Below are 24,697 nucleotides of genomic sequence, written 5' to 3'. Positions count from 1 at the left end.
CGGGCATATTCAACATGAGTCATCCACAGCGCGACCCCATCACCTTGATCACGGGCAGGACCAGTTCTTTGCCTGCGTTAGCGTTGTTGTCGCTGGTCATGGCACTCAACGCCTTGCCAGCCCGGGCGCAGGCGCTCACCGAGCAAGAGAAATCCCTGCATGTGCTGAACCGCCTGGCCTATGGCCCAAGGCCAGGCGATTTGCAGCAGGTCGAACGCATGGGCGTCAGGCGTTATATCGATCAACAGCTCAATCCAGAGCGCATCGCCATGCCTGCCCAGTTGCAGGCGCGGCTGGCGGCGCTGCCGGCCTATCGCATGAGCGCCACGCAGTTGTTCAACGAATACGGTCCGCCTTCCTTCGACAAGAGCGCCTCCCGTGAGGATCAGCAGGCAGCGCGCCAGCGCGCGGCGCGCGAACTGACGCCGCAGTTCCACCAGGAAAGGCTTTGGCTGGCCACCGAAAGCCCGCGCCAGCTGCAAGAGGTGATGACCGAATTCTGGCTCAATCATTTCAATGTATTCGAAGGCCGTGACTGGGTGCGTTATTGGGTGGGCGACTATGAGCAGAACGCCATCCGCCCGCACGCCCTGGGAAATTTCAGGCAGTTGCTGGGCGCGGTCGCGCATCATCCGGCCATGCTGGTCTACCTCGATAACTGGCTCAGCAGTGGCGTCAATACGCCGGGCGCCAAGGGCCGCTTCAAGGGGCTCAATGAAAACTATGCGCGCGAACTGATGGAGTTGCATACCCTGGGCGTGGATGGCGGCTATCAGCAAGCCGACGTGATGACGCTGGCGCGCATCCTGAGCGGCTGGACCATCGACCTCCAGGCCATGAAAGAGGGCGCCGCCCCCGCCAGTTTCAATGCGCAGCGGCATGACAACGGCCCCAAGATCTTTCTTGGTCACCCCCTGCCCGCAGGCGGCGAGCAGGAAGGCGAAGCGGCGCTCGATATACTGGCCAGTCATCCGGCCACCGCACGCTTCATATCGACCCGGCTGGCGCAGTATTTTGTCGCGGACAAGCCAGATCCGGCATTGGTGCAAAAGTTGTCGCAGACCTTCCTTGCCAGTCACGGCGATATCAGGGCGGTGCTGCAAGTGTTATTCGACAGCCCGCAATTCTGGGCGCGTGACAACTATCAGGTGCAGTTCAAGACGCCGTACCAGTTCGTGATTTCCTCGCTGCGCGCCAGCGCCACACCGGTGGTCAATCACAAGCCGGTCGACGGTGCCTTGAGCCAGTTCGGCATGCCGCTGTATGGCTGGTTGACGCCGGAAGGTTACAAATATTCGCAAGCAGCCTGGCTCAACGCCGATGCGCTGCTGCGCCGGATCAATTTTGCCGGTGGCCTGGCCAGCGGAAGATCGACCATTGCGCGACCGGACAATACGCCCGCGCCGCCCGCTGCCGAGTCGCCCCCGCTCGATCCCCGTCAGTTGCAGCAAACGCTTGGGCCGACCATCACGCCCGATGCCGCCGCCATCATTGCAGCGAGCGCGCCCAATCTGCAAGCCGCGCTGATGCTGGGTGGCCCATCCTTCATGAAACGTTAGAGCTGATGATTGCCATCGACTCGCAGGAGCAAACATGAACCGTCGAGAATTCATCCGTCATGTGGGCCTGGCCGGCAGCGGCGCGGTCTTGCTGCCGATCGGCTTGAGTGGTTGCGCGGTGGTCGCCTCCGATGCAACGCTGCAGGCGGCAGGAAAGGGCGACCGTGCGCCGCGCATGGTGGTGGTGTTCATGCGGGGCGCGGTCGATGGCCTGAGCGTGGTGGTGCCGCATGGCGACCAGGAATATTATCGGGCGCGACCCACGATTGCGGTGGCGCGCCCGGGGCAGGTCAACGGCGCGATTGACCTCGATGGCTACTTCGGGCTGCATCCGGCGTTGCACCCCTTGATGCCTTATTGGCGCGGCGGCAAGCTGGCGTTCGTGCACGCATCCGGTTCACCCGACGGTTCACGCTCACACTTCGAGGCGCAGGATTACATGGAGACCGGCACCCCCGGCCAGCACAGCACCCGCGACGGCTGGATGAACCGCCTGCTCGGCTATCTGCCCCGTTCCGAGCAGACGCCGTTGCAGGCATTGACGCTGGGCGAGGCCACGCCGCGCATCATGAGCGGCAGGCAAGTCGTGGCCAATATGCCCAGCGGTCGAACGGCGGCCCGGCCCGGCATGATCGACCAGCCGCGCGTGAGCCAGGCATTTGCTGCGCTCTATGGCGGCGACGATGCGCTCGCCATGGCGTTTCGCGATGGCCTGGCCGCGCGCCGCGAGTTGCTGGCCGAGATCAACAGCCAGGAGCAGCAGATGGCCAATAACGGCGCGCCGCTGCCCACCGGGTTGTCGCTGGATACCGCGCGGCTGGGGCGGCTGATGCGCGGCGACGCGCGCATACGCCTGGGTTTTCTGGCCGTGGGTGGCTGGGATACCCACATCAACCAGGGCAACGGCGCGGGCCAACTGGCCGCTCGCCTGGCGCCGCTGGCCAACGGCCTGGCGACCCTGGCGCAAGAACTGGGTCCGGCCTTCGACGACACCGTGATCGTCGTCATGTCGGAATTCGGACGTACCTTCCGCGAGAACGGCAACGGCGGCACCGATCACGGCCACGGCAATGCCATGTGGCTGCTGGGTGGTGGTCTGCGCGGCGGGAAGATCCACGGGCAGTGGCCGGGCCTGGACCAGCGTGCCCTCAATGAGGGGCGGGACCTGGCGATCACCACCGATTTTCGTCGCGTGCTGTCGGCCCTCGCCGAAAAACACATGCGGGTGTCCGATGGCGCATTGGCAGATATCTTTCCAAGGTATGCGTCAGGGGCCGGCGGACGCGACGCGATCTTCATCTGAATCATCGCTGGCCACTCGCCAGCGGTGGAAAGAGCGCTGCGCTCAGATGCTGAACATCCATTGGATTCTCTGGATCATCCCATCGAACGCCTGCTGCATCGTCACCGGGCGCACCACGAGGTTGGCCCTGGTGCCCTTGGCTTGCGCTGCGTTGAACGACACGGCACTGATGGCGATGACAAGACCGAAGACGACGTTGCGCATGATGTTCTCCTTGCTATGCGGGTGGGTTTGTAACTGGGTTGGAGACATCATGCGCGGCGACGGTTACCAGCAGGTTTCAGCCGCCGCTTTCCTTATTTCATCTGAAACATTGGGTAACGTCGCCACCGACCGTCTCGGCCTTGATGGAAATTTACTTTTTGGACGACGCAATGTGTCCGAGAGCAAGGCGTGACTTGTTGAGTTACACCGATCGTCGCCATAGGACTAAGTGCGGTAGCGAACATAGGCATTCTTTGTTTTGCGGTTCAGGCCTCGGCGGCGCTCAGTATATTTGACTAATACTCACGCGGCCATTCGTCCAAGGACGATGTGGGCTTCCCAGTAAGCAATTTCCTGTGATGACAGCAGGATTTCAATGGCGATCCATCTGTTGCGCCTCCAGGATGGCGGCTGGATATGCGTCAGCCTGTCGGTTTGTACCGGTAGCCCGGTCTGCCCAGAGCGGCTCCTCACAAAATATATTTCATTAGAGCGTGGGCCAATGGCCATCGCTCGCTTGCAAACCGCCAGAGCTCTGCTATAGTCATTTCGCTGGGTGTTCCCCCCAGTTGTACGCACCCAGCGTCATACCAGCGCAATGCTGGGAAAAGTCCCCGGTCCTCTTCCCCCCATAACGAGGACCGGGGGATTTTTCATTTCAAGGCCCCCCTACTGCAGAGCACCCTGGCACCGAGCCAGCCCGTTGTTGCGAACTTGCAACCTGACGCGGCGATCGGTGAAATCTGGTTTTCTATCGTGCCGCGCCGCAGGTCATTGCAAAAAAATAACATTTCCTTGTTTTATCGCAGCGGCATGCATTGGCCTGGAACTGGCTCTCGGGCGTAATTTTTTTCGTTATCTGTTCGGTAACGCACCGCGCCTGATCGGATTTCAACTTATATTGACTCCAAGGTGGCGGTTTCGGGCCCGGGACTTCACCTACAATCCGCTCCCCCCGGATTGTGGCCCCTGACCTTCCTCCCCCGTCGGTCGGGGGTGCTTTCGTTTACGCGCCTTGTTTAGAATTGCGATGAAAAACTGGCCGCGCGCTTTTGCGACACCTTGGCCAGTGGGTGCTTGTTCCAGCGCGATTCAGCGACACAATGGGCAACGCCGAGGAAAGTGACAATGACCACCGAGGTACAGCCAAATGTGGTCAACAAGTAAGTGCCGATCATGGTGTTCTCCCGGAAAGTGTGCTGTTTTCGATGTTTTTATGATAACGATCCTTCCCGGCGTTGCCTTTAGTACCTTTCCTGATGACATGCGGTTTCCCCCTCAGGCAAAACCTGAAGGCCCACTTGCCAGCCTTCACACGACCGACAAGGCCGCCTGGCGATACAGCGTGATCTCTGCGTGGTGCACTTGTGCGTCGGCGACCAGCGTGAGGCAGTCGTGCTGCTGGCGTTCTCCATCCAGCGTGTAGCGCGCGGGGCGGGCTGGTTCCAGGTCCGTCGTCTCCTGACGGATGGTGATGCGGTAGGGCGTGCCGCGATAGCAATAGTCCAGTCGATAACTTTCCCAGTCAGCCGGCAGGCAGGGGTTAATGCGAAGCTGGTTCGCCTTGACTTCCAGTCCCAGCAGCGACTCGGTCAACAGGCGATACATCCAGCCGGCCGAACCGGTGTACCAGGTCCAGCCGCCACGGCCTGTATGAGGGAGCACGGCATAGACATCGGCCGCCACCACATAAGGCTCGACCTTGTAGGTCGCGACCTCTTGCCGGGTGCGGGCATGGTTGATCGGATTGATCATCTGCATCAGTTGCCAGGCCGATGTGGCATCGCCCATCCGGGCAAACGCCATCACCGCCCAGATGGCTGCGTGCGTATACTGGCCGCCGTTCTCGCGCACGCCAGGGACGTAGCCGCGAATATAGCCAGGGTTCTGACCGGCATGGTCGAACGGTGGGTCCAGCAACTGGATCAGTTTTGCATCGCTGCGCACCAGATGCGTCTTGACCGCCGCCATCGCCCGCTGGCATCGATCCGGTTCGCCCGCGCCCGACAGCACGGCCCAGCTTTGCGACAACGAATCGATCCGGCATTCGCTGTTGGCCGCTGCGCCCAGCGGGCTGCCGTCATCGAAATAGGCGCGCAGGTACCAGTCGCCATCCCAGCCATTGGCGCTGATGTTCTGCTGCAGCAATATGGCCTGTTCGCCACAGGTCGCAGCGAATCCGGTGTCGCCCCGCTGAATCGCCAGCGCGGCGAAGCGCTGCAATACTTCATAGAGGAAGAAGCTGAGCCAGACGCTCTCGCCCTGGCCGCGATCGCCCACCTTGTCCATGCCATCGTTCCAGTCACACGAGCCCATCAGCGACAGTCCGTGGCGGCCGAATGTGAGGCCATGCCGGATGGCTGCAACGCAGTGCTCGTAGAGCGAGGCCGAGCGCGTCGAAGGAGAGGGCAGGTCGTAATAGGAATCTTCGTCCGCGCCGACCAGGCGGCCCTCGATGAAGGGGGCGATTTCGTCCAGCACCGCGCTGTCGCCGGTGACGCTGACGTAGCGGCATACCGCCAGCGGCAGCCACAGGTAATCATCCGAGCAACGCGTCCTGACGCCGCGCCCGGTCGGCGGGTGCCACCAGTGCTGGACATCGCCCTCGACGAACTGGTGCGCGGCGCACAGTAGCAGGTGGGCGCGTGCCAGTGGCGGCTCGGCATGCACCAGCGCCAGGGCATCCTGCAGCTGGTCGCGGAAACCGAAGGCGCCGCCGGACTGGTAATAGCCGCTGCGCGCCCACATGCGACAGGCCAGCGTCTGGTAGAGCAGCCAGCCGTTGGCCAGCAGGTCGATGGCCGGATCGGGGCTGCTGACCTGGATCACGCCCAGCGTTTTGCGCCAATATGCGTGCACGGCCTGCAAGGCCGCGGCCGCCGTGCTGCTGTTGCGATGATGCGATACCTGCGATGAAGGATTGCCGTCGCGGCTATCGACCACCCCCATCACGAACACCAGCGTGCGCTCCTGCTGCGGCGCCAGGTCGATCATCACCCGCATCGCAGCGCAAGGATCCAGGCCGGCGCCGGTGCGCCCGGAGAGGCGCTGGCGCGACATCGCGACGGGGTCGGCCAGCGACCGGTTTCGGCCGATGAATTCGCAGCGGTCGCCGGTGACGCTCTTGTCGGCGTCGACGTCAAAGAAGGCGACGCGATCGGGAAACTCGGTGTTGTAGCGATTGCTGGCAAACAGCGCGCCGGTGAGCGGGTCGAGCTCGCTGGTGATGTGCATCGCGGTCTTGCCGCGCAGGTCGCCCAGCACCCATTCGACATAGGCGGTGGCCGACAGGCGGCGCGCCATCGGCGCGTCATTGCGCAGTCGCAGCACCGAATATTTCACGGCCGCTTCCAGGTCCACGTAGACCGTCAACTCCGAGAAGATGCCGGCTTCGCTGTGCTCGAACGCGCTGTAGCCGAAGCCATGGCGGGTGAGGTAGTCGCCGCTGCCGGCACAGGGCAATGGCGTGGGCGACCAGAACTGGCCGCTGTGCTCGTCGCGCAGATAGAAGGTCTCGCCACTCTGGTCGCTGACCGGATCGTTGGCCCAGGGCGTGAGGCGAAACTCGTGCGCATTGCCGCTCCAGCTATAGGCCGCTCCGCTCTCCGACACGACCGTGCCGAAGTCTGCGTTGGCGATCACATTGCACCAGGGCGCCGGTGTCGGATGGTCGGCGTTGGTCACGATGTGATACTCGGTGCCGTCCGCGCTGAAGCCGCCGATGCCGTTATTGAACAAGGGCGCAGCGGCCGCGTGCGCGGCGGGGCCGGGCAGCAGCAGCGCATCGCGTTGGGGGGCGACGAGGTCCACCGGAAGCGCCTGGGGCAATAGCATCGGCAGTCTCGGCTCGGGGGCATCGCGGCGGTTGACCTGGTCGGCCAGGGTGCCGTTCAGGTCGTTCAGGACCACCCGCGCCACCGACAGAAACAGGATCCGGTCCTCCTCCGGAATCTGCTCGACCATGCGCAGGAAAATCCCGCCAGGGCGGTCGATTGCATGGGCGCCCGTCACCAGCGAGATCAGGCCCAGGATCTGGTCCTGCAACACCTGCCGATAACCGGCATGGTCTTCGTTCCAGATCACCAGGTCGACCGCCAGGCCCTTGGAGCGCCAATAGGCGTGGGCCTGCACCAGCTGGCGCACCAGTTCCAGGTTGGCCAGGTCATGGATCTGCACCAGCACGATGGGCAGGTCGCCCGAGATGGCGTGGCTCCAGAGTGCCGACTGGCCGCGACGATTGCGCGCCAGGATGCTGGCGTCGGCGCGCAGCAGCGGGTTGGCATAGATCACCGAGTTGGCCAGACGCCCGTACAACTGGGCGTCGGCCTCGCTGGCGTTGAGCTGGCGCAGCACCACCTGGTTATGGGTCCAGGCCAGTTCCACCACGCGGTCTGCCAGATGACGGTCCTGGTATTTGTCGATCAGGCCGAGGCAGCTTTCACGCGTGGACGCCACGCCCATCACCAGGTCGCAGATCACGGATTGCTCGGGCGCCAGGGTGATGCGATGCCGGATCGACATGATCGGGTCCAGCACCGAACCTGACGCGCCCGAAAGCGCTCCGCGGCGGTGCATGGCAGCAGGATCCGACAGCGTGTTGCGGCGACCCAGAAAGGCCATTCGATCGGTCTCATAAGACGTCGAGTTGACGGCGGCGCCGTGGACCGCCATCAACTGGAACATCCACGGCACGCTTTCAAGGGCCGAGCGCGGGCGACGCGTACACAGGATGGCGCCGCGCTGGCGATCGATCTCGGTCTGCACGAACAGGTTGCTGAAGGCCTGGTGCATGGCGTCGGCCGCCGCCGGCGCCAGCACCACTTCGGCATAAGTGGTCAGTTCCAGGGTGCGGGTGACGGTGGAACGGTTAGCTATCTTGGTCCGGCGCAATTCGATGTCGTCTTCCGGCGAGACCATGATCTCGGTATGCATCTCGAAGTCATGATCGTGTCGGCGAAATTCGGCACGCCCCTCTGAAAAAATAACTTCGTAGTGCGTCGGCACGGCCTGCACCGGCTGACAGGTGGTAGACCAGAAGCCTGCATGGCCGGGTTCCTGGACGTAGCAGAAGCTGCCCCAGTGGTCACGTGTGCCATCTTCCCGCCAACGCGTCAGCGCCAGGTCGCCCCGGCGACTGTAGCCGCTGCCGGCGCTGGTCAGCATGACGTGGTAGCGGCCGTTGGACAGCAACTGGACTTCGGGCACCGCGGGATCGGGGCGCGAGATGATCCGGATCGGAAGATTCTGGTTGTCCGGCGCGGCACGCACATCCGACAGGATGGACGCAGAGAAATGGCTGCCGGCCTTGGGAACCCGTTCATGCAGCAAGGACATCGTGGCCTGGAACATCGGCAGCGACGCGAAATACTTTTGCATCGGGCGCTCCAGCAGGACGTAGGCCAGCGACAGCAGGCTCATGCCCTGGTGGTGGGCCATGAACGAGCGCACCACCACGCTGTCCTGGCCGCGCGGCAGGCGCGCCGAAGTGTAGTCGATGGCTTCGTAGAAACCGTATTTTCCTTCCAGTCCGGCGGCCTGCATTTTTTGCAGGTTGAGGCAGGCAGCCTGGGGCGAGACCATCAGCGCCATCACCGACGCATAGGGCGCCACCACCAGATCATCGGCCAGCCCGCGCTTGAAGCCCAGCCCCGGAATGCCGAAGGTGCGGTACTGGTAATTGAGGCTGGCATCGAAGGCGTGGTAGCCGGACTCCGACATGCCCCAGAACACGCCGTGCTGCGCACCATAGGCGATCTGGGCATCGACCACCGAGTGATAGGTCTGGTTGAGCAGGGTGTCCTCGAAGGTAGGCATCACCAGCAGCGGCATCAGGTACTCGAACATGGAACCGCTCCACGACACCAGGACCGGCTTGCCGCCGGCCTGCGTCAGCTGCCGTCCCAGGGCGAACCAGCTGTCTTGCGGCAACTGGCCCTGGGCGATGGCCACGAAGGTGGCCAGACGCGCCTCGGAGGCCAGCAAGTCATACGAGCCGGCGTCGCGGCGATGCTGCGTGACGTCATATCCGATCGCCAGCAGATGGGTAGTCGGATCGTGCAGGAAGCGGTATTCCATGCGGGCGAATTCGGCGGCCTGCAGCATCAGCATCTCGATCTGCCGGAGGTGGCCGGTGGCCAGCGCGCTGGCGCTCCTGATCTGTGCCAGCAGCGGCTGCAGGTGCTGCGATTGCAGCTCACCTGGCTGCGGTGGACTGGCGGCCAATACGGAATGGGCGGCGCGCTCGAGTTGCGCAATGTGGCGCAAGGTGAGGGGGGCTAGCAGCAGCGGCTTGAGCGGCAGGATGTGCGCCGGCCAATCGCCTTCAACTAACATCGGTATCCATGGCGCCAGGCTGTCGAGCTGCTCCAGTGCATCATGGCATTGCGTCTCCAGCGCGTGTGCGAGATCTGATACTGCATCGGGGGCGCTCGCCAGCTGCTGCCATTGCGCACGGAAATCGACCGCCTGCCAGCACAGGTGCGTCAGCGCTTCCCGTCGTCCGGCCGCATCGTCCGGCGCCAGGGCCAGCGCCGCTTGCAATGCCTGATGCAGGGACGTCGGCACTGGTCGGGCCGAGTCGGTGGCCCATTCATCGAGCACGGCAACGGTGTCGCGCAGGCCATCGAACAGCCGTGGCTGCAGCAGCTTAGCGTCGATCACTGCCTCCAGCGCCGGGATCAGCGTGAGTAAATGGCCTGCGAGATTGCCGCTGTCGACGGTGGAGACGTAGGTCGGTTGCAGCGGCCGCAGGTCCTGGGTGTCATACCAGTTATAGAAATGTCCCTGGTAGCGTTCCAGCGTCGCCATCGTCTGGAAGGTCTGGCGGGTGCGCTCGATCAGCCTCGCCTGCGTGATGTAGCCGAAGTCGTACGCACTCACATTGGCCAGCAGCGCCAGCCCGATATTGGTCGGCGAGGTGCGATGGGCAAGCGCTTCGACCGGATGCTCCTGCAGGTTGTCGGGCGGGAGCCAGTTATCCGCAGGGCCGACATGGGTCTCGAAGAAAAACCATATCTTGCGGGACAAGGTGCCAAGATAACTTTTTTGATCATCATCCAGTTCGGTCTGCGGCCGCGCGACCGGCTGGCTGAGCTGGCAGACGGTGTAGGGCGCCAGCCACCATAGCAGCAGGATCGGCGCAGCATAGACCAGCAGCGCCGGATGCATCAGGACCAGTGCAATGGCGACCGAGAACGCCATTAGCGGCGACGCCCACATCGCCCCGTAATAGGCCCGCAGATGATTGGGCGAGCGCAAGTGGATATCGGTCGATCCCACCCATTCCAGCAGCCTGCGATGCGACACGTGCAAACGCCAATGGGTACGGGCAATCGCATCCATGTGATACCAGGCCTCGTAAGGCAACAGGCTGATCGCCAGCAGGCCATGCAGCAACTGGGTGACGATGCTGGCGCGCAGCGCCGCCAGATGCTGCGCCACGCTGGTCTCCGGCGGCCAGCGGCACAGGTCCAGCAGGAATGACAGAAACGGCTGCAGGAACATCACCGCCAGTACTGCCGATGTCCATTGCCAGGCCTGATCGAGCAGGCACCAGCCGACCAGCGCCATGGCAGTGGTGGCCGGGGCGACCAGGCTGCGGCGAAGATTGTCGAACAGCTTCCAGCGGGACAGGAGCGACAGCGGGTTCTTCTCCTGCGGCGAGCGCATCGCACCGGGTGCCGATTGTCGCGGCACCCGCCCCATCATCCAGGCCGCGATCTGCCAGTCGCCGCGAATCCAGCGATGGCGCCGGCTGACATCGGCGCTGTAACGAAAGGGATATTGTTCATTGACGTGTATATCGCTGATCAGTGCGCAGCGGGCGTAGCAACCCTCCAGCAGATCATGGCTGAGAATCCGGTTGTCGGGCATACGGCCGGCCAGAACCTGTTCAAAGACCTGGACGTCATAGATACCCTTGCCGATGAAAGAGCCCTCGCCGAACAGGTCCTGGTAGATGTCGGACACTGCGCGGGTATAGGGATCGATGCCGACTTCGCCGCCGTACAGCATTTCGAAGCGGGACGCTTCGACACTGGGGGCGCTGACGGTAATGCGTGGCTGCAGCATGCCGTAGCCGGCCACCACGACATTGCGGCGGGCGTCGCGCACCGGGCGGTTCAGCGGATGTGCCATGGTCGCCACCAGTTGCCGCCCGGCGTCGCGCGGCAAACTGGTATCCGTATCGAGGGTGATGACATAACGCGTGCCGGCCAGGCCCTCGATGTTGCCGCCGATATAGGAAAATCCCGACGTGACGCCGTCCAGTAAAAAAGCGTTCAGTGCGCCGAGCTTGCCGCGTTTTCGTTCGTGTCCCATCCAGCAGTTCTGAACTGGATTCCAGCTTCGCGGACGATGCAGCAACAGAAAATAATCCCCGCCCCGGCGCGGGTATTTCTTGTTAAGCCGTTCGATGTTCCGGGTCGCGGCGGTCAGCAGCGCGGCATCGGTGGACAGATGCTGCGTGTCGGCGTCGCCCAGGTCGGTCAACAGGCAAAAGCGCAGGCAGTGGTCCTGATTGGCCAGAAATCGTACTTCCAGCGCCTCGACCAGATGCTCGGCACCCATCACGCTTTGAAGCAACGACGGCACCGCCACCAGGGTGGACGCCGCCGCCGGGATGCCGGCCGAGAAATCCATCCTCGGCAACAGCTGGGGCGTGACCAGCAGCGTGGCGCCCCAGTTGACGAGCGCCTGCGCCAGTTGGCTGCAGGGCAGCGCCAGCACTAAGCCGAACAGGGCGATCAGTGCGAGTGGCCACTGGGCGGCGCCGCCCTGTAGCGCCATCAACATCAGGCCGGCAGCCAGCGCCAGCGTCAGCGCCGATATGCTGGCGAGATACACCCCCAGCGGTCGCCTGGCCAGTGTCTGGCGAATCGTCGCGATCCAGCTTCTGCCGTGGCCGAGGAAGGCATTCAGTGATGCTCGTCCGGCGCCGACCAGGTAGTACCCCACATGGGAGCGGCGGTCGTCGGCGCCCAGGTCATTGAAGGCGTAGCGGGCCAATGCGATGGCGTCTGCCGCCACCTCCCGTTCATCACGCTGCGCGGCGCGCGCGATTTTTTCCACCGCATGGCGATAGCGGTCGCGGGTAGCAAAATCCATGCGTGCATAGGCGCCCGCCGGATCCTCCCGCAGCGTACGTTCAACCAGGCTCATGGTTTCGACGAAGTCACGCCAATCCATTTCCCCGAGAAACCGCAGCGAACCGATGCTGTTGCTGATGGAGACCTGGTCTGCCGCCTGTCGCTGGCTTTCGTCCTGGATCAATTGATCGATGCTGCGGCCCGACTCCGTCAGGCGTTGCGACAGCCAGGTCAGCGGCAGGCTCAATGCCGAACTTTTTCCCTGCAGGCGTCGCACCAGTTCGGCCACGAAGGAGCTCTCCAGGAGCGGTTTGGAGCGCGCCATGTCGGCCACGATCAGGATCAGTTCTGCCGGGTTCTTCTCGGCCACATCCAGCATGGCATCGGCCCAGTCATGGGCCAGATTGCGGTGCCGTCTGGTTTCTGCCAGCCGTGCTGCCACGCGTCGCAGGTTTTCGATCAGCGCCAGTCGCAGCATGATCGGGATTGCCCACAACTCACCGATCTTCAAGGTCGCAAGTTGCTGGTAGGCGCTGACGAAGCGACTCAGGATTTCAGGATCGACCCGGCCGTCGCCGTGCGCGATGGTCTCCAGCGCAATGTCATAGACGCGCGGCTTGCCTGCCGCGCCGCGCTCTTCCAGGCGGGGAAGCGCCCGGCTGTAGTTCTTGGGCAGATGGCGCTTGGCAATGCGGATCTGCTCGTCTACCAGATAAATGTTATCCAGCAGCCATTCGGCCGCAGGGGTCACTTGTCGTCCGACCTTGATGGCCTCCGTTAGCAGCCGGCAGGTCGCATTGATCAATGCCTGGTTTTCCGCCAGGCGCGGCAACAGCTTGTCGCTGCCGGCCTGCGCGCTGAGCCGGTGGGTTATCGCCAGGGTCAGCCCATGTTGTTCCATCTGCTGGGCACTGAATAGTTCGGCGCGCAGGGGGGCTTCTTCTTCGATAGAAGAATTCTCTGAATTCACGGTGCAGGTCTTTCAGTTGGCCATTGCAAACGTCCAGGGCCGGATGGCCGACGGTTGATGGCAGATGTGGGGTGGATCGGACGAGCGGATTTCGCCGGGAGCGTTGGGCGCTTGCAGGTGTGCTGCGCGTCTGCGGTGATCGGCTGACTATATCCCGTGCTGGCCGATTCATCTGTTGGCTAGCCCACTTATGACTGGTCTTATTTTCCCCTCGCGATATTCGCTGGCGACCAGGTGTCGGTTGCACCTGATGATGACGGGCCTATAGTCGTTGCACCTACATCTAAGCGTCGCCGGAAGGCGCAGCATTCGTCATCGCCTCCGACGCTACTCGACGTTTATGACGTGGCCGGGAAAGAGGCGTAAGACGCAATGGACACCGTTGCCCGTCACTGGCACGCCAACTATCGGCGTATTGAGGAAAGAAATGTTTGATCCCCCAAAGCATGATGGCGAACTCAACCTCAAGCGCGAACGGCGTCGCGCGTCAGCGGCCGGTGCGCACGAGGGCAACGCACGCAGCCAGGTCAGCGTTGTGGCCGGCCCGCTTCGGCGAGATACGGCAGACACGGGCGTCGAACTCTACGAAGTCCGGCCGATCGAGGCCGAGGTGCAGCGCGACACTGTGGCAGAACCGGATCGGCAGGAACCAGAACGCAATCGTCCCGTGCTTCACCTGAGAAAGAAGGACGGCGTGGATGCGCCGCTGAAAAAACCGTGACTATCGAATGACTTAGTCAATTACGTTTAACCATCAAGGGAGTTTGGCATGACCATAAAATCCATCGAAGACCTGTTTGTCCATTCGCTGTCGGATATTTCCAACGCCGAAAAGCAACTGACCAAGGCGCTCCCAAGGTTATTGCGTGCCGCATCCGAGCCTGAACTGAAAGCCGCATTCGAGGCCAACCTGGATGCGACCCAAGGCAGGATCGAGCGTATCGACCAGGCTGTAGAAGAGACCGGCCTGCGTTTGCGACGCGTCAAATGCGCTGCCATGGAAGGCTTGGTCGAGGAAGGCAAGGAACAGATCGAGGAAGTCGAAAAAGGCGCTGTTCTTGATAGCGCCCTGATCGCCGCCGCGCAAAAGATCGCCCATTACGAGATCGCAACCTATGGCACCTTGTGCGCCCTGGCCAAGCACCTGGATTACTCGGAGGCGAGCAAGCAGCTTCATGTTTCGCTGGAAGAATCCAAGGCGATCGATGCGGAGCTGACCATTCTTGCCCAGCGCGGTAGTTCTGGAAAGCAGATGAATGCCAGGAGCGTGGGTGGCTAGAAACAAAAAAGCAAGCTGCGTGGAGGCGCGTCGGGCAGCTTCAATTTGACAGCTAAATACACGTTCTGATCAGACTGTTGCAGGAAGGCAGGCCGCTCATTCGGCCTGCCGCCGTGCCTTTTACAAATCCGCCATCCCCATGGCCGGATCGCTAACAGAATCCCGGCCGTTCTCCACCCGTCCGGAAAAACGTCGATAGAAAATCATGTCTGTATCGCATGTGACCGCGAAGTCGTACCAGTGTCCGCTGCCTTGCAGGTCCCATGGCTGTTCTGCTGTCGCACCGCTGAAGACAGTCGCGGTCCATGGTCCATCCGCACGGTAGGCATTGGCCTTGACCGTGAATGTGCAAGCGTTATGACCGCTATTGAGCATCTCCAGGTAAGCATTGCCGTTGGCGATGTCATAGCACACACGTATCTCCGGGTTGGCTGCATTACTGCGGCGCAGGCTGCTGAGATCGCCCCTGAACTGGCGATGGAATCCATTGGGGCCGAGCACCCACAGGTCGTAGTGTCCGTCGTTATTACCGATTGCGTCCCATTCATCTTCCAGGTTCTTGCCCGGCTCGACCATGTAGCGGCGCGGCAGCCTGTACAGGTTGTATTTGTCGTAGACGTGGAACACTGCCGCGGCCTTGCCGCTATTGGCAAAAAGAAGCTGCACGATGCCTTTGTCCAGATCGGCGCGTGCGCTCGTGTGCAGCTCATAGGGCAACGCCCGCGAGGGACGCGCGCCGGTAGCCTGGCGTGGAAGCGTGGCGTCGGCAGGTGGCACGATCGTGGGTACCCCTGGCGCCTCCTGTGCGGCCCTGTGGGCATCGGCTTCTTTCTTGGATCGGGGGCCGGCAAGCGCTGGCAATATTTCCGCGTTGGGCGTCTTGAAGTTGAAGGCGCTGGTCAGGTCGCCACAGACTGCCCGACGAAACGGGCTGATGTTGGTTTCCCTGACGCCGAAGCGAGCCTCCAGGAAACGCAGTACCGAGGTATGGTCGAACACTTGCGAATTGACCCAGCCGCCGCGACTCCATGGTGAAACGATATACATGGGAACGCGCGGACCCGGGCCATAGACACGGCCATCGGTGGGCAGGGTGGAGGAGCCGATGAGAGGGAAGTCATGACGTTCCAGGTCGACCGCGCTGTCGGGCAGGGTGGTCTTTCCGGCCGGTGTGCCGTCGGGATTGATCGACGGCGCGCAAGGAGGCGGAACATGGTCGAAGTAACCATCATTCTCATCGAAGTTGACGATCAACACCGTCTTGCTCCAGACCTCATCGACCGCAGTCAGCGCGTCCAGCACTTGTTGTATGTACCAGCCTCCCTGCACCGGGCTTGAGGGACCGGGATGTTCTGAATAGGTGGAGGATGCCACTATCCAGGAGACCTGAGGGAGCTTGCGGGTTTTCACATCCTCCTGGAATTTCTTCAGGAAACCAACCTCGGGGCCGTCCGGCATCGTGTTGGAAATCCCCTTGTAGAGCGGATTGGGTACGCCGCTGCTGGTCACGTCGTCGGTAGCCGGATCATAGGCGGGTACGGTCACGCCCGGGGGCGGTGCATTGACGCCGTCGTACAGCACCTGCTTGACGCCGGCAGCTTCATTCGCCCGGCGATATTGCCTAAATCCCCCCAAGGGATTGTCGCCATAGTTCTCCGGCAGATTCTGATACACGATCCAGCTGACCTTGGCCTCTTCCAGCCGTTCCGGATAGGTTTTCCAGTTGGGGCCGACATTGGAAGGACCGACCACGCTCTCCCATGTATTGTCGATCGAGGCGACGCCGGCCGGGCCGCTCGGCGTTTCTCCGGAAGGACCGTTGGTGCCGCTCCAGTGGAACATGCGGTTCGAATTGGTGCCGGTGTGCATGCTGCAGTGATAGCTGTCGCAGACGGTGAAGGCATTGGCCAGCGCAAACTGGAACGGCAGTTCGGCTTGCTTGTAGTAGCTCATCGAGGCGGTCGTCTTGTAGCGTACCCACTGGTTCATCCGCCCACCGTCCCACGCGCTCTGGCCATCCGGCCAGGTATGCGGTGTGCCGCTTACGCGTTGCGCATTTCCCTTGGTGTGATCGAGGTGGTAAGGCATGAGAGCTACGTCCTCGGCAGCGGTACCCTGTTGCCAGACGAGACGATCCTTTGCCAGGGGAATCGTGAAGCGGTCACCAAAGCCGCGTACGCCCATCAGGGTGCCGAAGTAATGGTCGAACGAGCGGTTTTCCTGCATCAGGATGACGACATGTTCGACATCCATGATCGTGCCGGTAGCGTTATGTGCCGGAATGGCCAGGGCGCGCCGGATGCTGGGAGGCAAGGCCGAGAGCGCCAGGGCGCTGGCGCCGACGGTGGCGGTGCCGGTGATGAATTTTCGGCGTGAGGTCATGGGTTTTTTTGGGGTATTCATTGTGGGCGGCTCCATCAAGGGGCGCATTTTTTTACGGGAACGAGACCTTCGGCTGGGAGTGCGGTTACCAGGGGAATGCCTGTTTCCTGGTTGCCACCACAGGCAACCAGGAAACAGGCAAGCAACAACACTGCGAGCAGTCGTGATCCGGGACGAAACGCTGGCATGGAATTCCTTGCGACGAAACATTCGGTAAGAAGGAGAACTGCTTGAAGGAACTCTTCCTTCCGGAAGGAGCAGTAATGGCTGATGGAGAAGATCAGATCGAGAGGCGAGGACACGCGGAACTATAGTGGGCTCACGCGGGCTTATTGATATAAGCAAAGTCCGAAAACGCAATTCGCCGCAAACAGATGTTGCGCACGTAGCCTGATGACGAATCGAGCTGGTTTTTTTTCGAGAGCATCGTCATGGTTCTGCGCAGGGCGGGAATATCAGCAGCACGACGCCGATCAGGAGTGACGAATGTCTGACGATTTGACAGGTTTACCTGACATTGTTAAAGTAAGGTAAACCTTACATGGAGTATCTGATGTCGCTATCCGCCCTGTCACACGTCCCCATTGTTTCGCCTTTGCGGCGCTACGTCTTACGAACCGTGCTGTTCATGGCGATCTACTCGCTGATCAACATCGCCGCGATCTTTGGTGTATTCGACTTATGGATCGGGACACCGGCAGGGTGGATGCTGGCGTTGGTCGTCGCGATGCCGATCGCAGGCCAGATCTGGGCGCTGCTGCGACTGATTGTCGATAGCGACGAATACATGCGTGTGCTTTGGGCCAAGCGCGTCATCCTGAGCGCGGGTATCGTCATGGTGGTGTCGACCGCATGGGGTTTTGGCGAGAGTTATGCAGGCGCTCCCAGCATGAGGGCCTGGCTGATCTATCCATTGTTCTGGACAGTATCTGCCCTGGTCTGGCCCTTCATCCGCTCAAGTCGCTGAGATCATTGATGAAGAACCACTTACGTGTGCTGCGCGCCGAGGCTGGCTGGACGCAGGCCCAACTTGCTGAACGGCTGGGCGTTTCGCGTCAGGCGGTCAATGCCCTCGAGGTCGAGAAGCACGACCCCTCGCTGGACCTGGCCTATCGCATCAGTGCGTTGTTCGAGCGGCGGGTAGAGGAGATTTTCGAGAATCCATATGCTGGCAAAGCCTGACTCTGGCTGCCTTAGCACTTTCAGGCGAAACGGGAATCGATCTGATTGAGTGACGGGGGGGGGCGTATTTTAGAAGATCTAAGATCATTGATCTCGGTATTGCTCCACTATTCCCCTGCCATCATGGGAAGGACAGGTCCAAACCGAGCGTCTTTACAAGAACGAAGGTGACGAGCCCCACGCTCAGGAGCAATAGCACGAAGACGGCTGCTACCGTGCCGCTCGCGCGTAGCACCGTACGCGTTCCCTTCGCCTTGCCTTGATCGTAATGCCACTTGATGGCGAAGAACATGCCCGTGCAGAGCACGATGGCCTTGAACGTAACGAAGACGATAGGGACCCAGTCCATCATTTTGAGTATTCCATTTGTTGCGAGAGACAAAAAATCCGATAAGACTCTAGTTGCCTGAGGATTATCGAATACAGCCACAGTCTGACCCTTTTTGAACATGGCTGCTAACAATGTAGCTAGCGCCAGTGCTATCAGTCTGAAAGTAGCAGGGGTGTGTCACTGTCCCAATGACACTTGATTGTGGATTCTAATTGACAAGTTTGTTATAGGTCTAGAAGACAAAATCCATACAAACTTGCCTACGACCCAGACTGGACCACCCAGCCTTCAGAAGGCACTCACAGGTCATCCAGCGCTACATGCGCATAAAGCTGCTTACTGGGGTTTCAAAGAGGATGGTATCCATGTGCAGCGACGCAGAGAATATTGAACAGGCTCGAGCATTTCTGGCGCACGCCGACGCCCGCACGACCAGGCGAATCTCTCGGCGCAAGCCGGAGCTTGGGCCGCCGCTGAAAGGCCGGTTTTGATAGAACCGCGTCCAGAGAAAATACGTCCGCGACTGCGGATTTTTCGTTTGGCAACTCTGGACATGAAAATCCGCCGGATCATCCCGCATGCGTACTAGGTCCTGACGGCCCTGACGGTCTTGGCCGGCGGAGGAGTTTGTTCTTCTTCGATATTGGAGAAAGACGCTGCTCCCCAAGGGGACATAAAGCGCGCCATGTGGCTATTCCACGATTCCGCCATGTGTTTGCCATTCTCGATCATCTGCCCAAAGACGCTTGGCAAGCCGTTGGATGGAAACATGGCTAGCTGGTTATCCGCTCCAGTTCCAGATGGATTGGAGCCAAGACATGCGGTGAACTGCTTGTTCATATCGATTGCATGCTGCTGCATCGAACTAATCAGGAGCGCATTCGTTTTGTTGATGAGCGCCATTTTCTGCTGTGCGAATGCGAAACTTTCTTGCACTCGAGAAGGTAGCTGTTTGGTGGCCAATGTGCCCAGTTCTGCTGACGAAAGGGAAGAGATGGAATGTTGCGCCGCCTGTACCAGGTGTGCTGTCTCTCGCCGATACATCGCCATGTTGAGGTCACATAATTTGCTTAAAAAATCCAGGCTGTTGGCGGTGAAATCGGCACCGGATTCGAGTTGGTGACTGATGTAGACCGAGAGAAGCCTCGAGATCTGATCTGGTGTGATTGTGGGCATGATGTGATTCCCTATGTGTGGAGCAAGTGTTCAGTCAGTCGGTCTTAAGGAAAACTGCGGCGAGAGATTTTCTGTTGGGAGAGATAAGGAGCATCGTGTGATCATGCGCTTGACAAGATTTGATGTCGGTTCGCTATCTAACATTGGTGATTCGGGCACGTTGGCAGGATCGGTAGCTTGCTGATTTCTCCGACATTGAGCGTTATCCGTCGGAACAAAGAAAAGAGCCCCTCAGCCCGAGGTGGGAGGTGAGAGGCTTGAATCCAGCCGTCGCTGGAAGGTACGAGGTTCTCCGTACATGCAACTTAGCCTATTCGCCAGTCGACGCCCGTTCGATATCGAACATATAGAGAAAGATATCCTGTCTCGATATCCGCCATGCTTGCTGATAGACGCATCTGGCGATTGTCGTCGCAAAAAAAAACGCCTGTCAAACAGGCGTTTTTTATCCGGCAGAAGCAGAAGAAGATGCAGCAGTTTACGCGGCCATCAGGTTGCCAGGCATCCCAACGTTGTTTACTGATTTGCGGCGACGTGCCGCAAAAAATCCAACCAACGCCAGACCGCCAAGCATCATTGCAGTAGTTGAGGCTTCAGGCACTGCCGCAATGTTCACGTTACCGCCAAAGCTGCCGCCTCCCGTACCCGTGACGTTGCCCACTGCTGCCAGGGTGTAATTGCCAAGGCTGAGGTTTGGCGCGATCAGCGTCCATGTTTGCAGACCTGCGCTGGAGGTCAACGAACCCGTGGATGTGATGCCGTTACCGGTTAAGGTAAAGGCGCTCAGGTTGACGCCCGACAGGGTCCCGAGTGTGATGGAGATGATCGCTCCAGTAAAGCCGAACATTCCGGTCGTATTGAAAGTGAAGTTCTCCGTGAAGGTCTTGCTTACGTCAGCAAGTCCATAGGTGGCCCCGAGGGACGTGGTGTTGTTGTTGAAGATAAGGGCCGATGTGTTGTTGATATCGGTAGCCGCATTTGCTGCGGCACAAGAGGCAAGCGAGGATGCGAGGAAGATAGATTTAAGGATGTGCTTTTTCACGGAGGGACCTTTTGAAAGTTGATTTGAACAGTTGAATAGGAAATTCACTTAAACCATTTAATGCGGCGCGGCATTTTCAAACGGTTACTTCCGAAATTTGCACCTATGCTGGATCGATTTACGTTAAAGCTAATCTTCTGCAATGCCGTAATTACGCGCCCGAATGAAGATTGCCTTATTAATCACGAATGAACAGTGCGGTAACCCACATCGAAGGAATAATCGGGTATGTAGCGCCACAGACAGGTGCTGAGGCGGACGATGAAGTGCGTCGTACAAATTCTGTAATCGGCGACAAGCCGGCATTGAAAAGACAAAAAACGCCCGCATGCCGCGAGCGTTTTTATGTTGATCATTTGAAGTGGAAACCTGGCCGGGAGAGCCAAAATTTTTCGGGAATAACCCAATTGGCCTCGAATAAGCCCAAAGGGGGGGGCAGCATAAGCCGGAACCCCTTATAGACTGGTGCGATGTGAAGAATCGAAGCGTCGACCTACTGATGACGAATCTGCGGGAAAAATAATAAAAATCAAATGGTTAGCGTTTTTTTTTCTCCGCAATTCAGAAATTTAGTCGCCCGCAACGCCAATTAGGACGCGGCTCGATTTGGAATGGCGGAGCGGAATTTTCGTTGTTGAATGCGAATGCCGCCGCCGATCCTGATACAGTTCGCGATGTCCTTAATCGGCCAATAGTCGAGTCGGGACAATTTATATAACGGGGGGGCGTAGCCCTTTACATTTTGAGGCGACACATGAAACAACAATTTTCCCTTTTGTCTAAAATCGCTGTGCTGTCCATCGGTGCTGCTTTTGCCGCACCGGCCATGGCGCAAACAGCTGGCAGCAACATTGTCAATCTGGGCTGGTTCCATCTGGCTCCTCAGGATTCGAGCGAAACGCTGCGTATCAATAGCCCTGCAGCGTTCGCCGGCCCTGTCGCCGGCACCGGCGCCAGCGTTGGTAATGCAGATACCCTGGGTCTCGCATTCACGCACTTCTTTACCGATAACTTTGCTGTAACTACCGACGTCGGTATTCCCCCGACCTTCAAGTTGACCGGTACTGGTACGCTGGCGGGTGTTGGTGAAGTTGGCAAGGCCAAACAATGGAGTCCTGCGGTTATCGCGAAGTGGTATTTCGGCGATGGCAACAGCCAGTTCCGTCCGTTCGTTGGCGCTGGTGTGTCGTATGTTTGGTACTCTGATGTTGAGCTGAGCAGCCAATTCCAGCGCACCTTGTCGACCAGGTTTGCCGGCGTTCCGGGAGCCAAGTCGACTGCGGATCTGAACTCCTCGTGGGCGCCAGTCCTGAACGTTGGTGCAACCTACAACTTCGACAAGAACTGGTCCCTGGGTTTTTCGGTTGCGTACATTCCTCTGAAGACCAAGGCTGACATCACGACGACTTTGCCAAACAATGTACAAGTCAAGTCCTCAACCAGCCTGACGTTGAATCCTATCGTGACCTTCCTGTCGGTCGGTTACAAATTCTGATTAGGTGATTGGAGAGGTAGAAACAGTGTCACGAGGCGTTTCAGAGTGCTGACAAAGCCTTGGCGACTCCTTTGTTCAAGAAAACGCCCGTGGGTTGAACTGCGGGCGTTTTCATTTGGGGCGTAGAGATTTTGCTTTCGTGAGAGCCGAAAGGCGATTTGAATAGCACAAAGGCTTCCAGGCGTAAGCCTGGAAGCCTTATAAATGGTGCTGATGGGCGGAATCGAACCGTCGACCTACTGATTACGAATCAGTTGCTCTACCAACTGAGCTACATCAGCTGAAGGAGCGGAATTATAGCGCTTTCTTTTTTCTTCTTCTAGAGCAAGTACCTCGAACATTTCCCCATAGCTAACGCCGGCTTCATCAGCCATTTTCTTGGCTGTCATGTAGTCGGGCAGGCGCTGACCTTTGGTGTAACGGTCAAGAGTCGCTTGAGGCAATCCCCATTTCCGTAGCAGCCGGGTCGGTAGACCTGCGCGTAGCGCACTGCGTAGCCGGAAAACAAGCATGCGGCGATATGACGCCGGTGGTGCTGGATGCTTTGGAGGAAGGGCGCTGCTGAGCGCGCCGCCCGCAGCTTGCGAGGACGGCGCGAGCGAAGCGAGCGCCTAGACTTGTACCTAGAACACTTAAGGAAAATGAGAAAAAAGACCGTTTTTGCGGCAGCTGGTGGCGTGTGGTAATCGACTTTATCCAGTGGTTTTAAACAGGGTTTCGATGGACGTAAAAATACCCGGATCAGCGCGCCAACGCTGCCGGGCTCACACAACCAATCTTTAGGGGAAATTGTACTTACGACGAGTATAGACAAGGCTACCGCCAATGCAAATCTTCAAGGGGCTCTTGGCTCCTATTTCGCAGGGACAGACGCAATCCGTTGGAAGACGCTGACAGTAACGGAATTTCCGAAGGGCGTAGAAGTGTTCCTAGATGAGAGCTACGAAACATATAGCGACGGGCAGATATTCGGTCACGCAACAGAAGCGGCGGAAACTACCAAACGTGGCGAAGGTGATCATGAGAAGGCACGCATTGCCGCAGCTCGTCGCGCAAAGACAAAAGTGCGCAGGCTGGCGAAGATGCTGGAGGCTGATTGTTCGCTCACTCTGACCTATCGGGAATGCATGACCGACTATGCCCGCGTCAAGGCTGACTTTAAGGCATTCAGGGAACGTCTGCGCAGCCTGGGCGAGTTCCACTATGTCGCCACCTTGGAAGTCCACCAGCGAGGCGCGTTACATGTGCATATCGCATGTCAGCAATTTCCTGCATGGCTCAAGAATGAACACGGAATGCGTGTAAGAAGCTGGAACTTGATTCGCTCTATGTGGCGTCGAGTCGTTGGAAAGGACAATGGCAATGCTGATTTCACTAGGCCACGTGGCCGCAACACCGCTCACCGCATCGCCAGCTACATCAGCAAGTATGTCTCTAAGAACTTGGAGGAGGCCCGTTTTAACAGGAAAAGCTATTGGGCCTCACGTGGCATCCCCAATCCTCAAACTATCCCCTTGAATGAGGACGCGATGCGCGTGCTGTTGGCTCGACACGGTGCACACCCAGTCTACGTTTTTACTTGCAGAGGAAACAAGATCATCCAGGCTAGTACGGCTGCTTGGTACCAAGCATTGGAGCGCGCCGGGATTCAGGATTTTCGGTGGCACGATTTACGCCATACTTGGGCGAGTTGGCATGTGCAGAGCGGCACGCCGCTTCTGGCTTTGCAGGAACTTGGTGGGTGGGAATCCTTCGATATGGTGCGACGCTACGCTCATTTTTCGCAACATTACCTTTCTGTATTTGCCGCAAATTTGCCTTCGATGATATTGCCTTCCAGTTGAGGGCTGAGTTCGCTACTCAATTGAGATGGAACTGATAAGCATGCGTTGTCACACAAGATCAATGCGCTTCAAGCGCGATGGGAAAAGTTCGCATAGGCCCGGAAATGATCAAGACAACATACTTAAAGATAAATCAAAGTGACTATTTGTTAAGGCGAGCTGCTTTGACAACGAAGCTATTAATTATCCCTCTACGGAACGCGCAATTGTGTGCGGCCTTATACGCGGAAGTCGGTGAGCCACACTACTGGAATATTTATCGGGTTTGCTGGAACCAGCATGCATGGGAAGCATACCTAGGCCAACCTAATATCCGAATTTCGCAGATTCAGTTAGGTTCAACTACAGTGGGGTATTTGGAGTTAAAGCGTACCGATGATGCAATAGAGATCGTTAATTTCGGTCTACTACCGCAGTTTCAGGGAAGAGGTATGGGCCGAGCGGCGCTGGAGTCGGTGCTGGCATATGGGTTTTCTTTCGGCGTTACCGAAATTTGGCTGCACACTTGTAGCTTGGATCATCCAGCAGCTTTGTCAAATTACTACGCTCGCGGTTTTCAGCTTGTCAAAGAGGTCGGTGATAATTTTCTGCCACTTGACCCAGTACCGGGCTCAGTGCAGCTAGCCGCATAATCGTAATAAATAAAGCCGCTTACGCGAGCTTTGTTTATCGAAATCTGGATGGCCGGAAGTCGCAAAAAAGCCCGCTTGCGCGGGCTTTTTCATTGAAATCGGGATTGTCGTAACCGCCGAACTCGTTGCCGGGCTTCACTGAAGCGCGACACCTGATTACGAATCAGTTGCTCTACCAACTGAGCTACATCAGCTGAAGGAGCGGAATTATA

Annotated in this window: 17 protein-coding genes and 1 tRNA gene; 10 read left to right on the top strand and 8 right to left on the bottom strand. The window is 59.1% G+C overall.

Going from position 1 to position 24,697, the window contains the following annotated elements; translation table 11 throughout:
* Positions 1-98 precede the first annotated feature (98 nt).
* Both LBW87_RS11660 and LBW87_RS11655 read left to right on the top strand, forming a co-directional pair.
* Positions 99-1,559 carry a DUF1800 domain-containing protein gene (locus LBW87_RS11660; RefSeq protein ID WP_225201877.1) on the top strand — a complete coding sequence of 487 codons (1,461 nt, stop codon included), beginning with the start codon at positions 99-101 and terminating at the stop codon, positions 1,557-1,559.
* 34 nt (positions 1,560-1,593) lie between these two features.
* Positions 1,594-2,862: a DUF1501 domain-containing protein gene (locus LBW87_RS11655; RefSeq protein WP_225201632.1), complete on the top strand. Its 1,269-nt coding sequence runs from the start codon at positions 1,594-1,596 to the stop codon at positions 2,860-2,862.
* A 42-nt stretch (positions 2,863-2,904) separates the two neighbouring features.
* On the opposite strand, the gene LBW87_RS11650 is transcribed toward LBW87_RS11655, so the two are convergent.
* Positions 2,905-3,066 carry a hypothetical protein gene (locus LBW87_RS11650; protein WP_225201631.1) on the bottom strand — a complete coding sequence of 54 codons (162 nt, stop codon included), beginning with the start codon at positions 3,064-3,066 and terminating at the stop codon, positions 2,905-2,907.
* A gap of 49 nt (positions 3,067-3,115) precedes the next feature.
* On the opposite strand from LBW87_RS11650, the gene LBW87_RS11645 reads away from it, so the two are divergent.
* Positions 3,116-3,259 (top strand): hypothetical protein, encoded by a 144-nt coding sequence (locus tag LBW87_RS11645; RefSeq protein WP_225201630.1) that lies wholly within the window; start codon positions 3,116-3,118, stop codon positions 3,257-3,259.
* Positions 3,260-4,085: 826 nt separating this feature from the next.
* Here the strand turns inward: LBW87_RS11645 and LBW87_RS11640 are convergent.
* Both LBW87_RS11640 and LBW87_RS11635 read right to left on the bottom strand, forming a co-directional pair.
* The gene (locus LBW87_RS11640) at positions 4,086-4,244 is read right to left on the bottom strand and encodes a hypothetical protein (RefSeq protein ID WP_225201629.1); all 159 of its coding nucleotides are present in this window, start codon (positions 4,242-4,244) and stop codon (positions 4,086-4,088) included.
* 133 nt (positions 4,245-4,377) lie between these two features.
* Entirely contained in the window at positions 4,378-13,122 is an 8,745-nt protein-coding gene (locus LBW87_RS11635; protein ID WP_320442725.1) for a GH36-type glycosyl hydrolase domain-containing protein, read from the bottom strand.
* A 427-nt stretch (positions 13,123-13,549) separates the two neighbouring features.
* Here LBW87_RS11635 and LBW87_RS11630 point away from each other — a divergent pair, with 427 nt between their 5' ends.
* Positions 13,550-13,843 (top strand): hypothetical protein, encoded by a 294-nt coding sequence (locus tag LBW87_RS11630; protein ID WP_225201628.1) that lies wholly within the window; start codon positions 13,550-13,552, stop codon positions 13,841-13,843.
* Between the two features lie 48 nt (positions 13,844-13,891).
* Positions 13,892-14,401 carry a ferritin-like domain-containing protein gene (locus tag LBW87_RS11625; protein ID WP_225201627.1) on the top strand — a complete coding sequence of 170 codons (510 nt, stop codon included), beginning with the start codon at positions 13,892-13,894 and terminating at the stop codon, positions 14,399-14,401.
* Between the two features lie 120 nt (positions 14,402-14,521).
* On the opposite strand, the gene LBW87_RS11620 is transcribed toward LBW87_RS11625, so the two are convergent.
* Positions 14,522-16,783 (bottom strand): phosphocholine-specific phospholipase C, encoded by a 2,262-nt coding sequence (locus tag LBW87_RS11620; RefSeq protein WP_225201875.1) that lies wholly within the window; start codon positions 16,781-16,783, stop codon positions 14,522-14,524.
* Between the two features lie 553 nt (positions 16,784-17,336).
* Here LBW87_RS11620 and LBW87_RS11615 point away from each other — a divergent pair.
* Positions 17,337-17,750, top strand: a complete 414-nt coding sequence (locus LBW87_RS11615) for a hypothetical protein (protein WP_225201626.1) — start codon at positions 17,337-17,339, stop codon at positions 17,748-17,750.
* Positions 17,751-17,758: 8 nt separating this feature from the next.
* Complete coding sequence (locus LBW87_RS11610) at positions 17,759-17,965, top strand: helix-turn-helix transcriptional regulator (RefSeq protein WP_225201625.1); 207 nt, start codon at positions 17,759-17,761, stop codon at positions 17,963-17,965.
* Between the two features lie 121 nt (positions 17,966-18,086).
* Here LBW87_RS11610 and LBW87_RS11605 read toward each other — a convergent pair whose 3' ends face one another.
* From LBW87_RS11605 to LBW87_RS11595, 3 genes are all read right to left on the bottom strand, one after another.
* Positions 18,087-18,317, bottom strand: coding sequence for a hypothetical protein (locus tag LBW87_RS11605; protein ID WP_225201624.1), 231 nt, complete (start codon positions 18,315-18,317; stop codon positions 18,087-18,089).
* Between the two features lie 564 nt (positions 18,318-18,881).
* A complete protein-coding gene (locus tag LBW87_RS11600; protein ID WP_225201623.1) occupies positions 18,882-19,472 on the bottom strand; it encodes a hypothetical protein in 591 nt (196 codons plus the stop codon).
* Between the two features lie 478 nt (positions 19,473-19,950).
* Positions 19,951-20,514, bottom strand: coding sequence for an FxDxF family PEP-CTERM protein (locus LBW87_RS11595; protein ID WP_225201622.1), 564 nt, complete (start codon positions 20,512-20,514; stop codon positions 19,951-19,953).
* Positions 20,515-21,268: 754 nt separating this feature from the next.
* Here LBW87_RS11595 and LBW87_RS11590 point away from each other — a divergent pair.
* Positions 21,269-22,009 carry an OmpW/AlkL family protein gene (locus LBW87_RS11590; protein ID WP_225201621.1) on the top strand — a complete coding sequence of 247 codons (741 nt, stop codon included), beginning with the start codon at positions 21,269-21,271 and terminating at the stop codon, positions 22,007-22,009.
* A gap of 205 nt (positions 22,010-22,214) precedes the next feature.
* On the opposite strand, the gene LBW87_RS11585 is transcribed toward LBW87_RS11590, so the two are convergent.
* Positions 22,215-22,290: transfer RNA gene (locus tag LBW87_RS11585), tRNA-Thr, on the bottom strand.
* Between the two features lie 642 nt (positions 22,291-22,932).
* On the opposite strand from LBW87_RS11585, the gene LBW87_RS11580 reads away from it, so the two are divergent.
* Positions 22,933-23,853, top strand: a complete 921-nt coding sequence (locus tag LBW87_RS11580) for a site-specific integrase (protein WP_225201620.1) — start codon at positions 22,933-22,935, stop codon at positions 23,851-23,853.
* A gap of 104 nt (positions 23,854-23,957) precedes the next feature.
* Positions 23,958-24,485 carry a GNAT family N-acetyltransferase gene (locus LBW87_RS11575; RefSeq protein WP_225201619.1) on the top strand — a complete coding sequence of 176 codons (528 nt, stop codon included), beginning with the start codon at positions 23,958-23,960 and terminating at the stop codon, positions 24,483-24,485.
* The last annotated feature ends 212 nt before the right edge of the window (positions 24,486-24,697 follow it).

The organism is Herbaspirillum sp. alder98 (assembly GCF_020179755.1).
Lineage (GTDB): Bacteria > Pseudomonadota > Gammaproteobacteria > Burkholderiales > Burkholderiaceae_D > Herbaspirillum.
Note: the sequence above shows the minus strand (reverse complement) of the source record. Positions and strands in the feature narration are given on the sequence as shown.